This is a genomic window from Streptomyces sp. NPDC048636, assembly GCF_040650655.1.
Taxonomy (GTDB): Bacteria; Actinomycetota; Actinomycetes; order Streptomycetales; family Streptomycetaceae; genus Streptomyces.
In genome coordinates this window covers 213,789-231,504 of the sequence record NZ_JBEZHR010000009.1, presented here as the reverse complement: position 1 = coordinate 231,504, position 17,716 = coordinate 213,789, and the positions used below count along the sequence as shown (strand labels likewise).

16 protein-coding genes are annotated in these 17,716 nt (G+C 71.4%); 4 read left to right on the top strand and 12 right to left on the bottom strand.

The genetic code is table 11. The features are described 5' to 3' along the window. Positions 1–7: 7 nt before the first annotated feature. From hydA to AB0C66_RS24510, 3 genes are read right to left on the bottom strand one after another with little or no spacing between them, the layout of a single operon-like run. Entirely contained in the window at positions 8–1,411 is a 1,404-nt protein-coding gene (hydA, locus tag AB0C66_RS24520; RefSeq protein ID WP_362442647.1) for a dihydropyrimidinase, read from the bottom strand. After that, entirely contained in the window at positions 1,408–2,736 is a 1,329-nt protein-coding gene (locus tag AB0C66_RS24515; RefSeq protein WP_362442408.1) for an aspartate aminotransferase family protein, read from the bottom strand. The genes hydA and AB0C66_RS24515 overlap by 4 nt, the downstream gene beginning before the upstream one ends. Beyond that, a complete protein-coding gene (locus AB0C66_RS24510) occupies positions 2,733–3,575 on the bottom strand; it encodes a nitrilase-related carbon-nitrogen hydrolase (RefSeq protein ID WP_362442405.1) in 843 nt (280 codons plus the stop codon). Before AB0C66_RS24510 ends, AB0C66_RS24515 begins: the two co-directional genes overlap by 4 nt. A 199-nt stretch (positions 3,576–3,774) precedes the next feature. Between AB0C66_RS24510 and AB0C66_RS24505 the strand changes: the two genes are divergently transcribed. Beyond that, the gene (locus AB0C66_RS24505) at positions 3,775–3,969 is read left to right on the top strand and encodes a hypothetical protein (RefSeq protein ID WP_362442402.1); all 195 of its coding nucleotides are present in this window, start codon (positions 3,775–3,777) and stop codon (positions 3,967–3,969) included. A gap of 386 nt (positions 3,970–4,355) precedes the next feature. Here AB0C66_RS24505 and ggt read toward each other — a convergent pair whose 3' ends face one another. Further along, positions 4,356–6,158 (bottom strand): gamma-glutamyltransferase, encoded by a 1,803-nt coding sequence (ggt, locus tag AB0C66_RS24500; protein WP_362442399.1) that lies wholly within the window; start codon positions 6,156–6,158, stop codon positions 4,356–4,358. A gap of 230 nt (positions 6,159–6,388) precedes the next feature. Between ggt and AB0C66_RS24495 the strand changes: the two genes are divergently transcribed. After that, positions 6,389–7,135: a hypothetical protein gene (locus tag AB0C66_RS24495; RefSeq protein WP_362442395.1), complete on the top strand. Its 747-nt coding sequence runs from the start codon at positions 6,389–6,391 to the stop codon at positions 7,133–7,135. Between the two features lie 221 nt (positions 7,136–7,356). Then, a complete protein-coding gene (locus tag AB0C66_RS24490) occupies positions 7,357–8,979 on the top strand; it encodes an alpha/beta fold hydrolase (protein WP_362442392.1) in 1,623 nt (540 codons plus the stop codon). A 30-nt stretch (positions 8,980–9,009) separates the two neighbouring features. On the opposite strand, the gene AB0C66_RS24485 is transcribed toward AB0C66_RS24490, so the two are convergent. The 5 genes from AB0C66_RS24485 to AB0C66_RS24465 form a co-directional block, all read right to left on the bottom strand. Beyond that, positions 9,010–9,870, bottom strand: a complete 861-nt coding sequence (locus AB0C66_RS24485; protein ID WP_362442389.1) for an amino acid ABC transporter permease — start codon at positions 9,868–9,870, stop codon at positions 9,010–9,012. Next, entirely contained in the window at positions 9,867–10,511 is a 645-nt protein-coding gene (locus AB0C66_RS24480) for an amino acid ABC transporter permease (protein ID WP_362442386.1), read from the bottom strand. Before AB0C66_RS24480 ends, AB0C66_RS24485 begins: the two co-directional genes overlap by 4 nt. Before the next feature lie 9 nt (positions 10,512–10,520). Beyond that, on the bottom strand, positions 10,521–11,438 hold the full coding sequence (locus AB0C66_RS24475) for a glutamate ABC transporter substrate-binding protein (RefSeq protein ID WP_362442384.1): 918 nt from the start codon (positions 11,436–11,438) through the stop codon (positions 10,521–10,523). Between the two features lie 17 nt (positions 11,439–11,455). Next, the gene (locus tag AB0C66_RS24470; protein WP_362442381.1) at positions 11,456–12,202 is read right to left on the bottom strand and encodes an amino acid ABC transporter ATP-binding protein; all 747 of its coding nucleotides are present in this window, start codon (positions 12,200–12,202) and stop codon (positions 11,456–11,458) included. Between the two features lie 249 nt (positions 12,203–12,451). Continuing rightward, complete coding sequence (locus AB0C66_RS24465; RefSeq protein ID WP_362442378.1) at positions 12,452–12,892, bottom strand: DUF6278 family protein; 441 nt, start codon at positions 12,890–12,892, stop codon at positions 12,452–12,454. 154 nt (positions 12,893–13,046) lie between these two features. Between AB0C66_RS24465 and AB0C66_RS24460 the strand changes: the two genes are divergently transcribed. Beyond that, complete coding sequence (locus AB0C66_RS24460; protein WP_362442375.1) at positions 13,047–14,867, top strand: GDSL-type esterase/lipase family protein; 1,821 nt, start codon at positions 13,047–13,049, stop codon at positions 14,865–14,867. A gap of 34 nt (positions 14,868–14,901) precedes the next feature. Here AB0C66_RS24460 and AB0C66_RS24455 read toward each other — a convergent pair whose 3' ends face one another. Genes AB0C66_RS24455 through pcaC form a run of 3 tightly spaced genes read right to left on the bottom strand, consistent with a single transcriptional unit; the run spans position 14,902 to position 17,711 of the window. Further along, the gene (locus tag AB0C66_RS24455) at positions 14,902–15,681 is read right to left on the bottom strand and encodes an exodeoxyribonuclease III (protein ID WP_362442372.1); all 780 of its coding nucleotides are present in this window, start codon (positions 15,679–15,681) and stop codon (positions 14,902–14,904) included. 33 nt (positions 15,682–15,714) lie between these two features. Beyond that, the gene (locus tag AB0C66_RS24450; RefSeq protein ID WP_362442369.1) at positions 15,715–16,362 is read right to left on the bottom strand and encodes an MBL fold metallo-hydrolase; all 648 of its coding nucleotides are present in this window, start codon (positions 16,360–16,362) and stop codon (positions 15,715–15,717) included. A 38-nt stretch (positions 16,363–16,400) separates the two neighbouring features. Next, positions 16,401–17,711 carry a 4-carboxymuconolactone decarboxylase gene (gene pcaC, locus AB0C66_RS24445; RefSeq protein WP_362442366.1) on the bottom strand — a complete coding sequence of 437 codons (1,311 nt, stop codon included), beginning with the start codon at positions 17,709–17,711 and terminating at the stop codon, positions 16,401–16,403. Between the last annotated feature and the right edge of the window lie 5 nt (positions 17,712–17,716).

The window sequence follows — 17,716 nt, the reverse complement described above, 5'->3', positions numbered from 1 at the left end:
TTCGGGGTCAGGCGAGGTACTGACAGGTGGCGCGCGGCACATACCGGCCGTGTCCGGCGTGACCGGTGTACTCCCGCCGGTCGATGACGGTGGTGCCGCGCGACAGCACGGTCTGGACCTGCCCGGTGATCTGCTTGCCCTCGTACGCCGAGTAGTCGACGTTCATATGGTGGGTCTCCACCGAGAGGGTCTGCTCGACGCCCGGGTCGTAGAGGACCACATCGGCGTCGGCTCCGGGGGCGATGGTGCCCTTCTTCGGATAGAGGCCGAACATCCGGGCCGGGGTCGCGCAGGCGATCTCGATCCAGCGGCGGCGGGAGATATGGCCGTCCACCACGGCCTGGTGGAGCAGATCCATCCGGTGCTCCACCCCCGGCATCCCGTTGGGGATCTTCGAGAAGTCCCCGCGGCCCAGCTCCTTCTGACCGCTGAAGCAGAACGGGCAGTGGTCGGTGGAGACGACCTGGAGGTCGTTGGTGCGCAGCCCCCGCCACAGCGCCGCCTGGTGCTCGCGCGGCCGCAGCGGTGTGGAGCAGACGTACTTGGCGCCCTCGAAGTCCGGTTCGGCGAGGTTGTCGGTGGACAGGAAGAGGTACTGCGGACAGGTCTCGCCGAAGACCGGAAGCCCCTTGTCCCGGGCCTGGGTGAGCTCGGCGACGGCCTCCTCGGCGGAGACGTGCACCACATAGAGCGGGGCGCCCGCCACCCGGGCGAGCTGGATGGCGCGGTGGGTGGCCTCGGACTCCAGCAGCGCCTTGCGGACCTCGCCGTGGTGGCGGGGGTCGGTCCTGCCCTCGGCGAGGGCCTGTTCGACCAGGACGTCGATGGCGATGCCGTTCTCGGCGTGCATCATGATCAGCCCGCCGTTGGCGGCGCCGCGCTGCATGGCGCGCAGGATCTGGCCGTCGTCGCTGTAGAAGACGCCCGGATAGGCCATGAACAGCTTGAAGCTGCTCACGCCCTCCTCCACCAGCAGGTCCATCTCCTTCAGCGACCCCGCGTCGACATCGGAGAGGATCATGTGGAAGCCGTAGTCGATGGCGCAGTTGCCGCTCGCCTTCAGATGCCAGGCGTCCAGCCCCTCGCGCAGCGCGTGGCCCTTGGTCTGGATGGCGAAGTCGACGATGGTGGTGGTGCCGCCCCAGGCCGCGGCCCGGGTGCCGGTCTCGAAGGTGTCGGCGGCGAAGGTACCGCCGAACGGCATCTCCATATGGGTGTGCGGATCGACCCCGCCGGGGATGACGTACTTCCCGGTGGCGTCGATGGTGCGGTCGGCGGTCCAGCCGCGGGCGCACTCGCTGTCGGACGCGGCCAGGGCCACGATCTTCTCGTCCTCGATCAGGACGTCGGCGTGGGTCTCCTCGGCGGCGGTGATGACAAGCCCGCCACGGATCACGGTACGGGGCATCAGCTCGCGCTCCTTCCGGACTGGGTGGCCTTGAGGGCGGCCTCGAGAATCTCCGCGCCCTCCTCCGCCTCGGCGACGGTGAGGCTGAGCGGCGGGGCGACACGCAGCACGCTGCTGTTGTGCCCGCCGCCCTTGCCGATGAGCAGTCCGCCCTCGCGGGCGGCCTCCAGCACGGTGGAGGCGAGCTCGGGGGACGGCCGGTCGGTGCCGGGCTCGACCAGTTCGATGCCGATCATCAGCCCCCGGCCGCGTACCTCACGGACGGCGTCGAGACCGGCGGTGGCGGCCCGCAGCCGCTCGATGAGCAGTCCGCCGACCCGGCGGGCGTTGCCCTGGAGGTCGTGTTCGGCGAGGTAGTTGAGGTTGGCGAGCCCCGCGGCCATGGTGACCGGGCTGCCGCCGAAGGTGGAGATGGAGTTGGCGTCCAGGCAGTTCATGACCTCGGCGCGGGCCACCACACCGCCGATGGACATGCCGTTGCCGATGCCCTTGGCGAAGGTGAGGATGTCGGGCGGACCGGAGCCCGCATGGGCCTGCCAGCCCCAGAAGTGGTCACCGGTACGGCCCCAGCCGGTCTGCACCTCATCGGTGATCCACAGGATGCCGTGCCGGTCGAGCACCTCGCGGAAGGCGGCGAACAGCCCGTCCGGCGGGGAGGTGAACCCGCCGACACCCTGGATCGGTTCGGCGATCAGCGCGGCCACGTTGCCGTGTGCCTGGCCGAGGATGTCCTCGAGGTCGGCGACGCAAGCCTGGATGAACTCGGCGTCGGTGAGATCGGCGAAGGGTCCCCGTCCGCGCACCCCGCCGTGGACGTACAGGGTCTGCAACGGGGACAGGCTGGTCGGCGACCAGGAGCGGTTGCCGGTGATGCCCACGGCCGAGAAGGACCGGCCGTGGTAGCTGTTGCGCATCGCCAGGATCTGGTTGGAGCGGCGGTGGGTGGTGGCGAGCAGCAGGGCGGTGTCATTCGCCTCGGTGCCGGAGGTGGTGAAGAAGACCCGCGCGTCGGGGATGCCGGACAGGGCGGCGACCCGCTCGGCCAGGTCCACCATGGGGCGGTCGAGGTAGAGCGTGGAGCTGTGCAGGATCCGGCCCGCCTGCTCGCTGATCGCCTTGGTGACCTCGGGCAGGGCGTGGGCGGTCATCGTGGTGAGGATGCCGCCGAAGAAGTCCAGGTAGCGATTGCCGTCCGCGTCCCAGACGTGCCGTCCCTCGCCGTGGGTGATCTCGATGGGCCGCTGGTAGTACAGGGCCAGCCAGTCGGGCAGCACCGCCTGGTGCCGCCGGTGCAGCGCCGCGTGGGCGCCGGAGGGCTGCTCGCTCACGGCTGCACCAGCCCCTCATAGGCGTCGGGCCGCCGGTCGCGGTAGAAGGCCCACTGCTGGCGCACCTCGTCGATGAGGTCGAAGTCGAGGTCCCGGACGATCAGTTCCTCCTCCTTGTCGCTGGCCACCTCGCCGACGAACTGGCCGCGCGGGTCGACGAAGTAGCTGGTGCCGTAGAAGTCGTTGTCGCCGTACTCCTCCACGCCCACGCGGTTGATGGCGGCGACGAAGTACTCGTTGGCGACGGCCGCGGCGGGCTGCTCCAGCTGCCACAGATAGGCGGACAGCCCGCGGGAGGTCGCCGAGGGGTTGTAGACCAGCTGGGCACCGGCGAGCCCCAGCGCCCGCCAGCCCTCGGGGAAGTGACGGTCGTAGCAGATGTAGACACCGACCTTGCCCACGGCGGTGTCGAACACCGGCCAGCCCACGTTGCCGGGCTTGAAGTAGTACTTCTCCCAGAACCCCTTGACCTGGGGGATGTGGTGCTTGCGGTACTTGCCGAGATAGCTGCCGTCGGCGTCGATCACGGCGGCGGTGTTGTAGTAGAAGCCCGCCTGCTCGATCTCGTAGACCGGCACCACGATCACCATGCCGGTCTCGCGGGCCAGTGCCTGCATCCGCTGGACGGTCGGCCCGTCCGGCACCGATTCGGCCCACCGGTAGTGCTCCGCCTCCTGTACCTGGCAGAAGTACGGGGCGTTGAACACCTCCTGGAAGCCGATCACCTTGGCGCCCTGGGCGGCCGCCTGCCGGGCGTACTCCTCATGCTTCGCGATCATCGATTCGGTATCGCCGGTCCAGGTGGCCTGGACAAGAGCGGCACGTACGACATTGGCCATGATCAGCTCCTTCACAGCAGTGCTCCGGGGGGCTTACCCCGTCGTCAACCTGTGTCTACGCACGTAGAATCCGGCTGTGGTGAAGAACGTAGAAGCGCACTGACCACTCTGGCAATACCGCCGCAGTTACTCAACGAAGACGTCCAGTTTTCGCGTTGTGTCAGGCCAGACCGGCCGCGCGCAGTGCTAGCGCAACATCATGATGGCTGCCGGAGGACGTCTGGTCGGCCGCGCCGAGCGGGAGCGGGGCCAAGATGGCTGGATCCTGATCTGCCGCGCCGGGCGCCTTCTGCGGGCTCCGGGCCCGCAGCAAGAGTCCCGCTTCCTGGTCGGCACCCCCCGCGACCAGCACCGACCGCGCCGTGGCGACGGCCTCGGCCCCGGCACGATGTGACTCACCGCGCCGGGTCTCCGCCTCGCGTCCGCCGGGCGGCCCTCCGCCATCAGGGCCTGCGCGGCGGTCCAGCCGGGGCGCAGGCAGCCGCGGGCCGGGCCAGGCGGCGGTCTCACACGGCGCCACATGGGGCCGCCCCGCCGCGCCCCGCACCCGCGGCCCGCCGAGCCGGGTGACGGCCTCGGCGGCGGCGCGGTGTGCCTCACCGCGCGGGGCAGCCTCGCGTACGGCGCGGGGGGGCGCTCTCGACCGTCCCCCGGTGCCGTACGCCACGGCGAACCGGGCCCCCGGGGTGTCGCGGGGGCCCGGGCACGGCGTCCGGCGAACCGCCCCGCCTGGGCGGGAACGGGCGGCGAGCCCGCCGACGACCGGCGGGCTCGGCTCGGTCAGCCGGTGGGCCTGACCACCATCGCCGAGCCACCGCCCCGGCGTTCCCTCTCGGCCGCGGCCAGCCACCGTCCATCGGGCAGCCGCTGGACGCCGGTCGCGGCGCCGATCTCCGGGTTCTGCTTGAAGGAGTGGCCGAGCGCCTCCAGTTCGGCGCGCTCGGGACCGTTCCACAGCCCCGGTTCGAGTTCGGTCTGGGCCGCGTTGCGCTGGCTGGCGCGCGGTGCGGCGATGGCGTCGACCAGCGGCATGCCCCGGTCGAGGTGGTTGAGCAGGGTCTGGAGCACGGTGGTGATGATGGTGGCGCCGCCCGGTGAGCCGAGCGCCAGCACCGGCTTGTTGTCGTCGAGCACGATCGTCGGCGACATCGACGACCGGGGCCGCTTCCCCGGACCCGGCAGGTTCGGGTCGTGGACGGCCGGGTCGGCGGGTGCGAAGGAGAAGTCGGTCAGCTCGTTGTTGAGCAGGAAGCCGCGGCCGGGGACGGTGATACCACTGCCGCCGGTCTGCTCGATGGTGAGTGTGTAGGCGACGACGTTGCCCCACTTGTCGGCCACTGTGAGGTGGGTGGTGTTCTCGCCCTCGTAGGTGGTGGGGGCGGCGTGGCCGCGGGTGTCACAGCTACCGGGCTTGGCCGGGTGGTTCGGGTCGCCGGGCTTCACCGGGCTCTTGAGCACCGCGTCGGGCTTGATCAGGCAGGCGCGGGAGTCGGCGAACCGCTGTGAGGTGAGCCCCTTGGTGGGGACGTCCTCGGCGGCGGGGTCGCCCACCCACCGTCCGCGGTCGGCGAAGGCGATCCGGCTGGCCTCGATATAGCGGTGGAGGTAGTCGCGCTGGCTGAGCTCGGAGAGGTCGGTCCGCTCCAGGATGTTGAGCCCCTCGGCCACGCTGGTGCCGCCGGAGGACGAGGGCGCCATGCCGTAGACGTCCAGGCCCCGGTAGCCGGTGCGGGTGGGCGCCTGCCGCTTGGTGGCGTATGCCCGCAGATCGCGCGCGGTCAGGTCGCCGGGCCGTACGGTGCGCTCGGCCTTGGGGTCCACCGGGGGCTTGCGCACCGTGTCGACGATGTCGCGCCCCAGCTCGCCCTTGTAGATCGCGCCGGTGCCCTTCTTGGCCAGCAGGGCGTAGGTGCGGGCCAGGTCGGGGTTGGTGAAGGTGGAGCCGACCGCCGGCGGCTTGCCGCCGGGCAGGAACAGCTGGGACGAGGCCGGGAAGTCCTTGAAGCGGTCCTCGTTGTCGGCGGTCTGCTGGCGGAAGGTGTCGTCCACGGTGAAGCCGTCCCGGGCCAGCCGTTCGGCGGGCTTCAGCACCTGGGCCAGCGACCGGGTGCCCCAGGCGTGCAGGGCGTCTTCCCAGGTGGCGGGGGTGCCGGGAGTGCCGACGCTCAGTCCGCTGGTGACGGCGTCCGCGAACGGCAGCGGTTTGCCGTCCTTGTCGAGGAAGAGCTTCTTGTCGGCGCTGAGCGGCGCGGTCTCCCGGCCGTCCAGCGTGGACACCTTGTGCTTCTTGGCGTCGTAGTACACGAAATACCCGCCGCCGCCGACACCCGCCGAGTAGGGCTCGGTGACCCCGAGCGCGGCGGCGGTCGCCACCGCCGCGTCCACCGCGTTCCCACCGCGCCGCAGCACATCGATCCCGGCCGCGGAGGCGTCCGGGTCCACACTGGAGACCGCGCCGCCATAGCCTTCGGCCACCGGGGTCTTGGCGGGGGTGCCGTGCGGTGCGGCCTGCGCCGGACCGGACTGCGCCGCACCGGCCGGTGCGATGCCCAGCGCGGCGGCCATCGCGGCCGCGGCGGCCATCGCGGGCACCCGGCGCCTGCGCGGCGCGGCGCCGGACGTGATTGACGATGCGGCGGGTCGTGCGGCGGGCCCCATCCATACCTCCAAGCGGACGACAGGGGCCGGAGCCTACCGGTGTCCGGTGTGATCACGACAGGGGCTGGACCGTCCCGGCTGGTCAGGACGGGAAACGGGTCCCCCGTATCCGCGGTCTCGAACACCCACCCGGTTCGCCGCTACGATGCGCGGCCATGAACGACACCGTGCAGGACCTGATCGCCTCCGCGGCGGCCCTGGTCGTGGGGCTGGCCCTCGGCTGGGCCGTGCATTCCGCGCTGGTGCGCCGCAGGCGCGCCCGCGAGCAGCGCTTCTTCGGCCTGCCGGACGGCTCGGAGTGTGTCCTGGTCACCCATCGGGACAGCACCTCGGCGCACTGGAGCATTCCGCGCCATGACGCGCTCGCGCTGCTCGGACTCGCCGCCGTCGTGGAGAACTGCGGCGCCCATCCCGAGGTCGCGCCGCATGACACCGGGTTGCAGGGGTTCGGCGCGCGGACGGAGTTCTGCGTCGGCGACCCCACCGCACACCGCAGGCTGGCCGCCCATCTGTCGAACCTGCTGCCGGGGGTGGCCGTGCACCCGGGCGACGAGTCGGGCGCGGACCGTGGCACCTTCACCATCGGCGGCACCGCCTACCGCGCCGAACCGGGCGCGGTCGAGTACGTCCTGCTGGCGCGGCTGACGGCGGGCGAGGGCGGACGTCCGGTGTTCCTGGCCGCCGGGCAGCGTCCGGTGACCCATCGCGCGGCGGTGCGCCATCTGGTGCGCAACCGCGCCCGGCTGGCCCGGAAGTACGGGGCGCAGGGTTCGTTCTGCCTGCTGCTGAAGGTGGTCAACTCCCAGGCGTACGGCCCGGATGTGGTCGAGCTGGTGGCCGATGTCACCAAGGCCGCCCTCTCGGGGGCGCCGCGGTCGGACACCGCGTCCAAGGAGGGCTGAGCGCGGCCGCCTTGCCGTGCTGACGCGGGGCCGGACCCGGACGGGGTCCGGCCCCCGGGCAGCGCCCCGAACCGCTCCGGCCCCGGCAGCCGGGAGCGGCTCTATCGTTACCCAGGCGTAACTTACCTCGGTATTACCAGCGGTAAACACCCGGGTTACCGTCAAGTCACTTGAGCGCGCGCTCCCTGAGCCCCCCACGGCCTTCCCCACAGGAGCGACAAGTGACGACCCCTGTCCGAAAAACCCTGCGCACGGCGGCGATCGCCGCCGTCTCGGCGACCGTGCTGGCCGGTGGCACCTTCGGCCCGGCCGCCACGACACCGGCCACGGCCGCGACGCCGACGAGCGCCGTCGCCGCCGGCCCGGGAGCGGTATCGGCGTCCTCGGCGTCCGTACGCTTCGTCGACATCCCCGGCGACGGTGGTGTGAAGCTCGCCGCCAACGTGGTCGCCCCGGCCGACGCCGCCGCCGGCCACCGCTATCCGCTGGTGGTGCTGCCCACCAGCTGGGCCACCCCGCAGATCGAATATCTCGCCCAGGCCAAGAAGCTGGCCGACTCCGGCTATGTGGTGGTGAGTTACAACCCGCGCGGCTTCTGGCAGTCCGGCGGACGGATCGAGACGGCCGGACCGCCCGATGTCGCCGACGCCTCCAAGGTCATCGACTGGGCGCTGGCCCACACCGCCGCCGACCCCGACCACATCGGTATGGCCGGGGTCTCCTACGGCGCCGGGATCAGCCTGCTCGCCTCGGCGGCCGACCCGCGGGTCAAGGCCGTTGTGGCGATGAGCGGCTGGGCGGATCTGATCGACTCCATCTACAGCGGCCGCACCCAGCACCGTCAGGCGGCCGGTCTGCTGGGCGGGTTGGGGTCGCTGACCGGTCGGCCGAGCGAGGAGATGAAACAGATCCTCAAGGACTTCCTCGGCTCCGATCTGACCAAGGAAAAGGAAATGATCGAGTGGGGCCGCAAGCGCTCCCCCGCCACCTACCTGGACCGCATCAACGCCAACGGCACGGCCGTGATGCTGGGCAACGCCTGGGGCGACTCCATCTTCCCGCCCAACAGCTACGCCCGCTTCTACGACAAGCTCACCGGGCCCAAGCGGCTGGAGCTGCGCCCCGGCGACCACGCCACCCCCGAGATCACCGGGCTGCTGGGCGTGCCCAACGACACCTGGGACCACTCCCGCCGCTGGCTGGACCGCTATCTCAAGGGCGACCGGAACGGCATCGACCGCGAGCAGCCGGTACAGCTCGCCTCGCGGACCAAGGACGGTTACGAGGGCTACCCCAGCTGGTCGGCGGTGCCCAGCGGACACCGCCGGATCGCCCTGGACCGCACCGAGCGGATCAGCGCCGACCACAACTCCGGCGCCGACGGCGGTACGGCGATCCTCAGCGGTGCGCTGGACCAGTTCTTCAAGCTGCCGCCGCTCGCCTCGATCCCGCTGCTGCCCCGCTCCTTCGCGGCCGTCTGGCAGAGCGAGCGCTACGCCACCGAGCAGCGCATCCGCGGCGATGTCACCCTGCACACCACCATGACCAGCAACAAGTCCAGCGGTACGGCGGTGGCGTACCTCTATGACGTGGGCGCCCTCGGCCTCGGCAAGCTGATCACCCACGCCCCGGTCACCTTCCACGACCGCACCCCGGGAACGCCGTTCGGGGTGGACCTGGAGCTGTTCTCGACCGCCTACGACGTCCCGGCCGGACACCGGCTGGCGCTGGTCGTCGACGCCAAGGACCCGCTCTACAACGAGCACAACCCGGACGGGGCCCGGCTCACCTTCTCCTCACCCGCGGACGACCCGTCCTCGCTGTCGGTGCCGGTCCGCGACTGAACCGGCCGCCGTCGGCCATCGCCCCCCGTGTCAGGTGCGGGTGTCACCCGGCATGGGGGCGGCCGGTTCGGGCGGCGCGACCGCCATCTGACCGGTCTTCACACTGCGCCGCTCCCGCTTGGCCACCCAGTTGGCGAACCACGACAGCAGCATGCACATCCCGATGTAGATCGGCGAGATCACCATCACCACGGGGATGAACGGGAGGTCGTAGTCGAGATTGGACGCGATGAGCTTCCCGGCGTGCAGAAACTCCTCATAGGTGATGAGGAAGCCGAGCGAGGTGTCCTTCAGGGCCACCACCAGCTGGCTGATGATGGCGGGCAGCATCGCCCGTACGCCCTGGGGCACCAGCACGAACGTCATGACCGCCGTCTTCCGCATGCCCAGGGAGTACGCCGCCTCGCGCTGGCCGCGGTCCACCGCGTTGATACCCGCGCGGAACACCTCGGCCAGCACCGAGCCGTTGTACAGCGTCAGCCCGGTGACCAGCGCGGGCAGCGGCTGCACCTTCAGCGCGACGAACACAAAGAAGATCATGACCAGCACGGGCATCGCCCGGAAGAACTCCACCAGCAGCGTGGACAGCCAGCGCACCGGCCGGTGCTCCGACAGCCGACCGGCGGCCAGCACCGCGCCGAGCACCAGCGAGAACACCGCGGCCAGACCGAACGCCTTGAGGGTGTTGGCGAGCCCGCGCAGCAGCAGCTCCTGGATGCCCTTGTACTCGAAGGGCATCCACTTCTGGGCCGCGAACTGCCCGGTGTCGACCAGGAGATAGACGATCCAGGCGATCAGCGCCAGCAGCACCGCCGTCGCGACGATCCCGTAGAGGCGGTGGCGGCGCCGGGTGCGCGGCCCGGCCACGTCATAGAGGGCGTTGGTGGTCATCGCGGCACTCCCCAGCGCTTCTCCAGGACGGCGAAGATCGCGCTGATGGCCAGCGTCACGATCAGATAGCCGACGGCGATCCAGACGAAGGTCCAGATGATGCTGTAGCCCAGCTCGTTGAGCGGTTTGTAGGTGCCCAGCAGCTCGGTGACGCTGAACGACCCGGCGATGGCGGAGTTCTTGGCGAGCGCGATCAGCGTCGAGCCGATCGGCGGGATGACCGAGCGGAACGCCTGCGGCAGCACCACCGCGCCCAGCGTCTGCTCGAACGTCATCCCGAGGCTGCGCGCGGCCTCGCCCTGTCCGAGCGGCACCGTGTTGATGCCCGAGCGCACCGCCTCGCAGATGAACGCCGAGGTGTAGCAGCCCAGCGCCAGTACGGCGAAGGTGGTGAACGGCAGCACCAGACCGAACCGCGGCAGCCCCAGCATCACCGCGAAGAACAGCAGCGTCAGCGGGGTGTTGCGCAGCACCGTCACCCACGCGGTGCCGAACACCCGCAGCGAGGCGACCGGTGCCACCCGGAACGCGGCCATCAGGATGCCCACCGCCAGGGCGAGCAGCGAGGCGTACACGGTCAGCTGGACCGTACCGAGGAACCCCTTGCCGTAGAGGGAGAAGTTCTGGGTGAGCACATCCATGCGGCGGCCTCAGCGCGTCTGGTAGCGGTCGATGGGCGGCGGTTTGGGCGCGGGCACCCCGGACAGCCCGAGGGTCGCCTCGTACGCCTTCTTCCAGTCCCCGTTGCGCTCATGGACCAGCAGCGCGTCGTCCAGCGCGAAGCGCAGCGCGTTGTCCCCGCGCGGCACACCGATGCCGTACGGCTCCTTGGAGAAGGGCTTGCCCACCACCTTCAGCTCCTCCGGGACCTTGGCCGCGTAGCCCAGCAGGATCACGTTGTCGGTGGTGACCGCGTCGACCTGGTAGCTCAGCAGGTTGTCCACACAGACCGAGTAGGTGTCGTACGCCACCGCCCGCGCCTTGGGGTAGTCGGCCTGGATCCGCTGGAGCGGGGTCGAACCGGCCACCGAGCACACCGTCTTGCCCGCGAGGTCCCGCGGGCCGTGGATGTCGTCCTCGTCGGTGCGCACCAGCAGCGACTGGCCCGCCATGTAGTACGGCCCGGCGAAACCCACCTGGCGTTTGCGCAGCGGATTGATGGTGTAGGTGCCGACGTAGTAGTCGATCTGACCGTTCTGGAGCGCGGTCTCCCGGTTGGCGGAGGCGATGGTCCGGAACCGGATGGTGCTGGGCTCGAAGCCCAGCGAGGCCGCCATCATCTTGGCGATCTCGATATCGAAGCCGGAGTAGCGGCCGGTGGCCGGATCCTTCTCGCCCAGATAGGGCTGGTCCTCCTTGACCCCGACGGTGAGGTAGCCGCGCCGCTCGGCCCTGCGCCAGGTGGGCGACTCCGGCAGCCGGAAGCCGGTGGCCACCTTGTACGTGGGCAGCTTCTCGGACCGCGGTCCCTTGACGGGCGGGCTGCCCTCCTTGCCGCAGCCGGCCGCCGCCGGAAGCAGGGCGAGCGCCAGGGCCAGCGCGGCGATCGTCCGGCGGATGCGCCTCATCTCCGTCACCACCCGGCTCAGTGCTTGAGGATCTTGGAGAGGAAGTCCCGGGCCCGTTCGGTCGCGGGTGCCTTGAAGAACTCCTCCGGGCTGCGGTCCTCGACGATCCGGCCGTCGGCCATGAAGACCACCCGGTTCGCGGCCGAGCGCGCGAAGCCCATCTCATGGGTGACGACCACCATCGTCATCCCCTCGCGGGCGAGCTGCCGCATGACCTCCAGCACCTCGTTGATCATCTCCGGGTCCAGCGCCGAGGTCGGCTCGTCGAAGAGCATCACCTTCGGATCCATCGCCAGCGCCCGGGCGATGGCCACTCGCTGCTGCTGACCGCCGGAGAGCTGCGCCGGGTACTTCGCCGCCTGGTCCGCGAGCCCGACCCGCTCCAGCAGCTCCCGCGCCCGCTGCTCGGACTCCTTCTTGGCGCGCTTGCGTACCTTCTGCTGGCCGAGCATCACATTGTCCAGCACGGTCCGGTGCGCGAAGAGGTTGAACGACTGGAAGACCATCCCGACCTCGGCCCGCAGCCGCGCCAGCTCCTTGCCCTCCTCGGGCAGCGCTCTGCCGTCCACCACGATGGAGCCGGACTGGATCGTCTCCAGCCGGTTGATGGTCCGGCACAGCGTCGACTTCCCGGAGCCGGAGGGCCCGATGACCACCACGACCTCACCGTGGCCGACGGTGAGGTCGATGTCCTGGAGCACATGCAGCGCGCCGAAGTACTTGTTGACCTCACGCATCTCGATCAGCGGTTCGCCGACGGCCATACCCGGCCCCACCCACTTTCGCCTGTGTCGCGTCAGCGCAAGCTATCCAGACAAAAGCGGCACTTCGCTGATGACACGCAAACCAGGGGGTGGATAACGCCCGATCGAGACCGGCGCCCCGGGCGCCGATGTCCGGGCGAGGTGCACCGTCCCCATCCCGCCCGAGCCCAGTCCGGCCAGCAGCCGGTACGGGCCGATCCGGTGCGGGGCGTGCTCCTCGCGGGCCGGAGCAGACTGGCCGGACAGGCTCTAGACCTCGGCGACCTCGGCGTAGAGCTGGGAGAGTTCCGGGGCTCCGTCGGCGGCCCAGTGGTGACCGGCCTGGACGACGTCGACCTCGCGGCCGGAGCCGAGTCTGACGACCGGACGGCCGTTGGGCCAGACCTGCCAGACGGCCCCGGGGACGGTGCGGATGATGACCGTGCCGAGGTAGAGACCGGCGTCGTTGCCGAGCCAGGGCAGCTCTTCGGGGTCGTCGCGCCAGCGGGGCAGAAGTTGGTCGAGCGCCTCCAACGAGGCGGCGGAGTCGTCGAGTCCGATACCGGCGGTGGCGGCACGGGCGCGCAGCAGTTCACATTCGGAGAGCAGCTGCGCGACGCCCTGGGCATCCTCTTCCCGGTCGCCCATCAGCGCCGTACCGGAGGCCGGACCGCGCCGCTTGCGCCAGTTGTCCAAGAAGGGGATGTTCATACCACTCAGCGTCGCATCCCGCGCACGGGCGCACCACAGGGCGCGCGGTATGGCTCGTGACCCGATCATTGTCTTGACGACACCCCTCCGCCTCTCTACGTTCTTCCCGCACCTGTCGGATCAGCGGTCGGGTTGGTTGCGAGAGGGGACACGTATGCGGCTCGGCAGACGGTGGACAGCGGCCGGAATCGTCGCGGGAGGTGTCGCCTTCGCCCTTCCCGCTTCGGCCCTACCGGCGCTGGCCGGATCGACCGCTCAGGCAGCACCACTCAAGCCGCTCCCTCTGGAGCGGCTTTTTGACAACCGGGCGGTCAGCGAGGACACCCGGCCGGGAGACGCGGACTTCGACGGTGCGGGCAACTCGCTGTCCGCCGGGGACCTGAGGGCCGCCGGGTGGACGCCGGGGCGGGTGGTGGACCTGGACGCGGCGCGGCTCACCTGGCCGCGGAGCGCCGGGGCAGGGCCGGACAACGTGATCGCCGACGGACAGGCGGTACGGCTGCGCGGCCGGGGCGAGGCGCTCACCTTCCTCGTGGCGAGCACCGCGCCGGACGGGCCCGGCGCCGGGGCGAGCGGCACCGGGACGGTGCGCTACCGGGACGGGTCCAGCGGGACGTACACACTGACCGCGCCGGACTGGCGCGCGGGTTCCCCGGCCACCAAGGCGGTCGGCCTCCCCCACCTCAACAGCGCCTCCGGTCAGCGGCCGGCGGCCGCGCGGCTGTACGCGGTGACAGTGCCGGTGGAGCGGGGCCGGGAGATCGCCTCGGTGGTGCTGCCGGAGGATCCCGGTCCGGGTGCCGATCTGCATGTGTTCGCCGCGACCCTGCGGCAGCCCGCACCGGGCTGGACCGGCAGCTGGGCGGCGAGCACCGCCGGGTACACCACGGTCGGGCCGTGGACGGACCAGACGCTGCGGCTGGTGGTGCACACCGGCGCGGGCGGGCCGCGGGCCAGGATCCGGCTGGCGAACACCTTCGCCGCGGCGCCGGTCGAGATCGGCCGGGCCACCGTGGCCGTCCAGGGGAACGGGGCGGCGGCGCACGGCACTCCGGTGCCGCTGACCTTCGGCGGACGGCGGAGCGCCTCGATTCCCGCGGGCGCGGGGACGGTCAGCGATCCGGTGGACTTCGCCGTCCCGGCGGACACCAATCTGCTGGTGAGTCTGCATCTGCCGGGGCCGGTCGGCGCGGCGCCGGTGCACACCCAGGCCACCCAGCACTCCTATCTGAGCGCGCCGGGCAGCGGGGACCGTACCGGTGACTCCGGCGCGGACGCCTACACCTCCACCCTGACCAGCTGGCCGTTCCTCACCGGTGTGGACGTCGGCGGCGGGCCGGGCACGGTGGTGGCGCTGGGCGACTCGATCACCGATGGCACCAACTCGACGACCGACGCCAACCGCCGCTGGCCGGACGTACTGGCCCGGCGGCTGCGGGCGCAGTCCGAGGTGCCCGCGTACGGGGTGGTCAACAGCGGGATCTCGGCGAACCGCGTGGTCACCGATGTCTATACCGGCGACGGGGTCTCCACGGTGACCAGCGGGGTGAGCGCATTGAGCAGACTGGAGCGGGACGCGCTCGGCCGGACCGGGGCCCGGACCGTCGTGGTCTTCCAGGGCATCAACGACCTGCGCTGGGGCACCTCGGCGCAGGAGGTCGTCGCGGGGCTGCGGGCCATCGCGGCGCGCGCCCACGCACGCGGGCTGCGCGTGGTCGGGGCGACGATCGCGCCCTGCGAGGGCGAGGCGCGCTGCACGGCGGACGCCGACGCCCGACGCCAGGTGGTCAACGCGTTCCTGCGGGACAGCGGCGGGGTGTTCGACGCGGTGCTGGACTTCGACGCGGTGGTGCGGGATCCGAGCCATCCGGCACGGATCCTCCCGGCGTACGACAGCGGCGACCATCTCCACCCCGGGGACGCCGGGTTGCGGGCGATGGCCGAGTCGATCGATCTGCGGGCCCTCACGGGGTGAGCCGGGTGGGGCCCGCGGCCGCGCCGCCGGGCCCTCAGACCTCCAGGTCGACGACGACCGGGGCGTGGTCGGAGGCGCCCTTGCCCTTGCGCTCCTCGCGGTCCACATACGCGTCGCCCACGGCCTTGGCGAACGGCTGGTTGCCGTAGACCAGGTCGATCCGCATACCCCGGTTCTTGGGGAAGCCCAGCTCGCGGTAGTCCCAGTAGGTGAAGGGGCGGTCGTACTTCAGCGGGCGCGGCACCACATCGGAGAGACCGGTGTCGCGCAGCGCGGCCAGGGCGTCCCGCTCCCGGTCGGTGACATGGGTGAGGCCGTCGAAGGCGGCGCGGTCCCAGACGTCCTCGTCGGTGGGGGCCACATTGAAATCGCCGAGGACGGCGAAGGGGCGCGCACCGGCCGCGTCCTCGGCGACCGCGGTGCGCAGCGCCTCGAGCCAGCCCAGCTTGTAGTCGTAGTGGGGGTGGCCGATCTCCCGGCCGTTGGGCACATAGACCGACCAGAGGCGGACGCCGCCGCAGGTGGCCGCTATGGCGCGCGGCTCCTGTCCCCCGTCGTACTCCGGGCCGCCGGGCAGCCCGATGGTGATCTCGTCCAGGCCGACCCGGGAGAGCACCGCCACCCCGTTCCACCGGCCGGTGGCGTGGACGGCGGCCTCGTAGCCCAGCTCGCGCAGCGGCTCGTAGGGGAAGGCGGACTCGGCGCACTTCGTCTCCTGGACGCACAGCGCGTCCGTGCCGCTGCTCTCCAGCCAGGCGAGCAGCCGCGGCAGCCGGGCGGTGATCGAATTGACGTTCCAGGTAGCGATGCGCATGGAGGCCAACCTACCTCCCGGGTCCGACAGCGCTCACAGGGTCAGACTCTCCCCCGGCGTCAGCCGCAGATGCTCGGTGGCGCCGATGCCCGGACCCTGGGGGCCCAGCATCCGGCCGTAGACCTGTGGAGCCACCTCGGACAGCAGGGCGTCGTGGATGTCGACGGCGCGGCGCGGGGCCACGGCCCGGACGTAGTCGAGCACCTCGCTGAACTTGTTCCAGGGGGCGTGCACCGGCAGCAGCAGGGTGTCCAGCCGCCGTCCCGGGGGCACGGTGAGCGCGTCGCCGGGGTGGAAGACGGTGTTGTCCACGACATAGCCGACGTTGGTGATCCGGGGGACATCGGGATGGATCACGGCGTGCAGCTGGCCGTGCACCTCGATCTCGAATCCCGCCGCGGTGAAGGTGTCGCCCTCGCCGACCGTGTGCACCCGGCCGGGGAACGCCGCCGAGATCTGCCCGGCCACACTGGTCAGGGTCCACAGCTGGGCTTCGGGGTTGGCCTCGAGCGCCACCCGCAGCCGTGCCTCGTCGAAGTGGTCGGCGTGCTCATGGGTGACCAGGATCGCGTCCGCGGCGACCGCCGCGTCCTGTTCGCTGAAGGTTCCGGGGTCGATGACGAGCGTCTGCCCGTCCTTCTCCAGCCGGACGCAGGCGTGGCCCTTCTTGGTGAGCTTCATGTGGATCATTCTGCTACCGGGCCGCCGTCGTAAACGGGTCACTCCTCCGGGCTGGTCTCCTCGCGGATGACCCGCTGGGCCACCGCGAAGGCGGCGTTCGCGGCGGGCACTCCGCAGTAGACGCCGGTGTGCAGCAGCACTTCCTTGATCTCGGCGGGGGTGAGCCCGTTGCGCAGCGCGGCGCGGGTGTGGAAGGCCAGTTCATCCAGGTGGCCGCGGGCGACCAGGGCGGTGAGGGTGATCACGCTACGGGTGCGCCGGTCGATACCGGGCCGGGTCCACACCTCGCCCCAGGCGTAGCGGGTGATGAAGTCCTGGAAGTCGCCGGTGAACTCGTCGGTCCGCGCCTCCGCGCGGTCCACATGGGCGTCGCCCAGCACCTCGCGGCGCACCTTGATGCCACGCTCATAGGCGTCCGTGCGGGCGTCCGGCACCGGTTCGGGCGCGGCCGCCCAGCCGATCTCGGCGGCCGGGGTGGCCGTCGGGGTGGCGGGGATGGGGCTGGGCACGGGGGTGAGCACGGGCTTCACGGGCGGCGCCGGGATCGCGGTCATCCCGGTGGGGTGGTCCGGGCTCTGCCAGGTGCCGGAGAAGTGGCGGACCAGCAGATCGGTGACGGCCGCCGGCTGCTCGACCGGGGCCAGATGGGAGGTGCCGGGGACCATCGCGAGCCGGGCGTCGGGGATTCCGGCGACCAGGACGCGGGCGTCGGCGGGCGGGGTCACCTGGTCGTCGGCGCCGACCAGGACCAGGGTGGGAGCGCTGATCAGACCCAGTTCGGCGCGGATGTCGAACGCGGCGAGCGCCTCGCAGCAGGCGATGTAGCAGCCGGGGTCGGTGGTGCGGACCATCTGGACGGCCCAGTCGACGATGGCGGGCTGGGCGCCCGCGAACGCGGGGGTGAACCAGCGCTCCGGAGTGGCGCGGGCGATCGGGTCCAGGCCGTTGGTGCGGACCACCACACCGCGCTGGCGGAAGGAGTCCGCGGTGCCGAAGCGCGGGGAGGAGGAGACGAGGGCGAGCGAGCCCACTCTGAGCGGATGCCGCAGGGCGAGTTCGGCGCCGATGGCCCCGCCGAGGGCGCAGCCCGCGTAACCGAACCGGTCGATGCCCAGCTGGTCCAGGGTGGCCAGCAGCCGCCCGGCGAGTTCACTGACGGAGGTGGCGGGGTGGGCCGGAGCGCCGCCGTGTCCCGGCAGGTCGAAGCGGAGCACCCGCCAGTGGCGGGACAGCTCGGGTATCTGGCGGTCCCACATATGCCAGGTGGTGCCCAGCGACGGTCCGAGGACGAGCACGGGCCCGTCCTCGGGACCGTCCATCCGGTACTGAAGTGTCTTGATCTCGCTCACCCGGA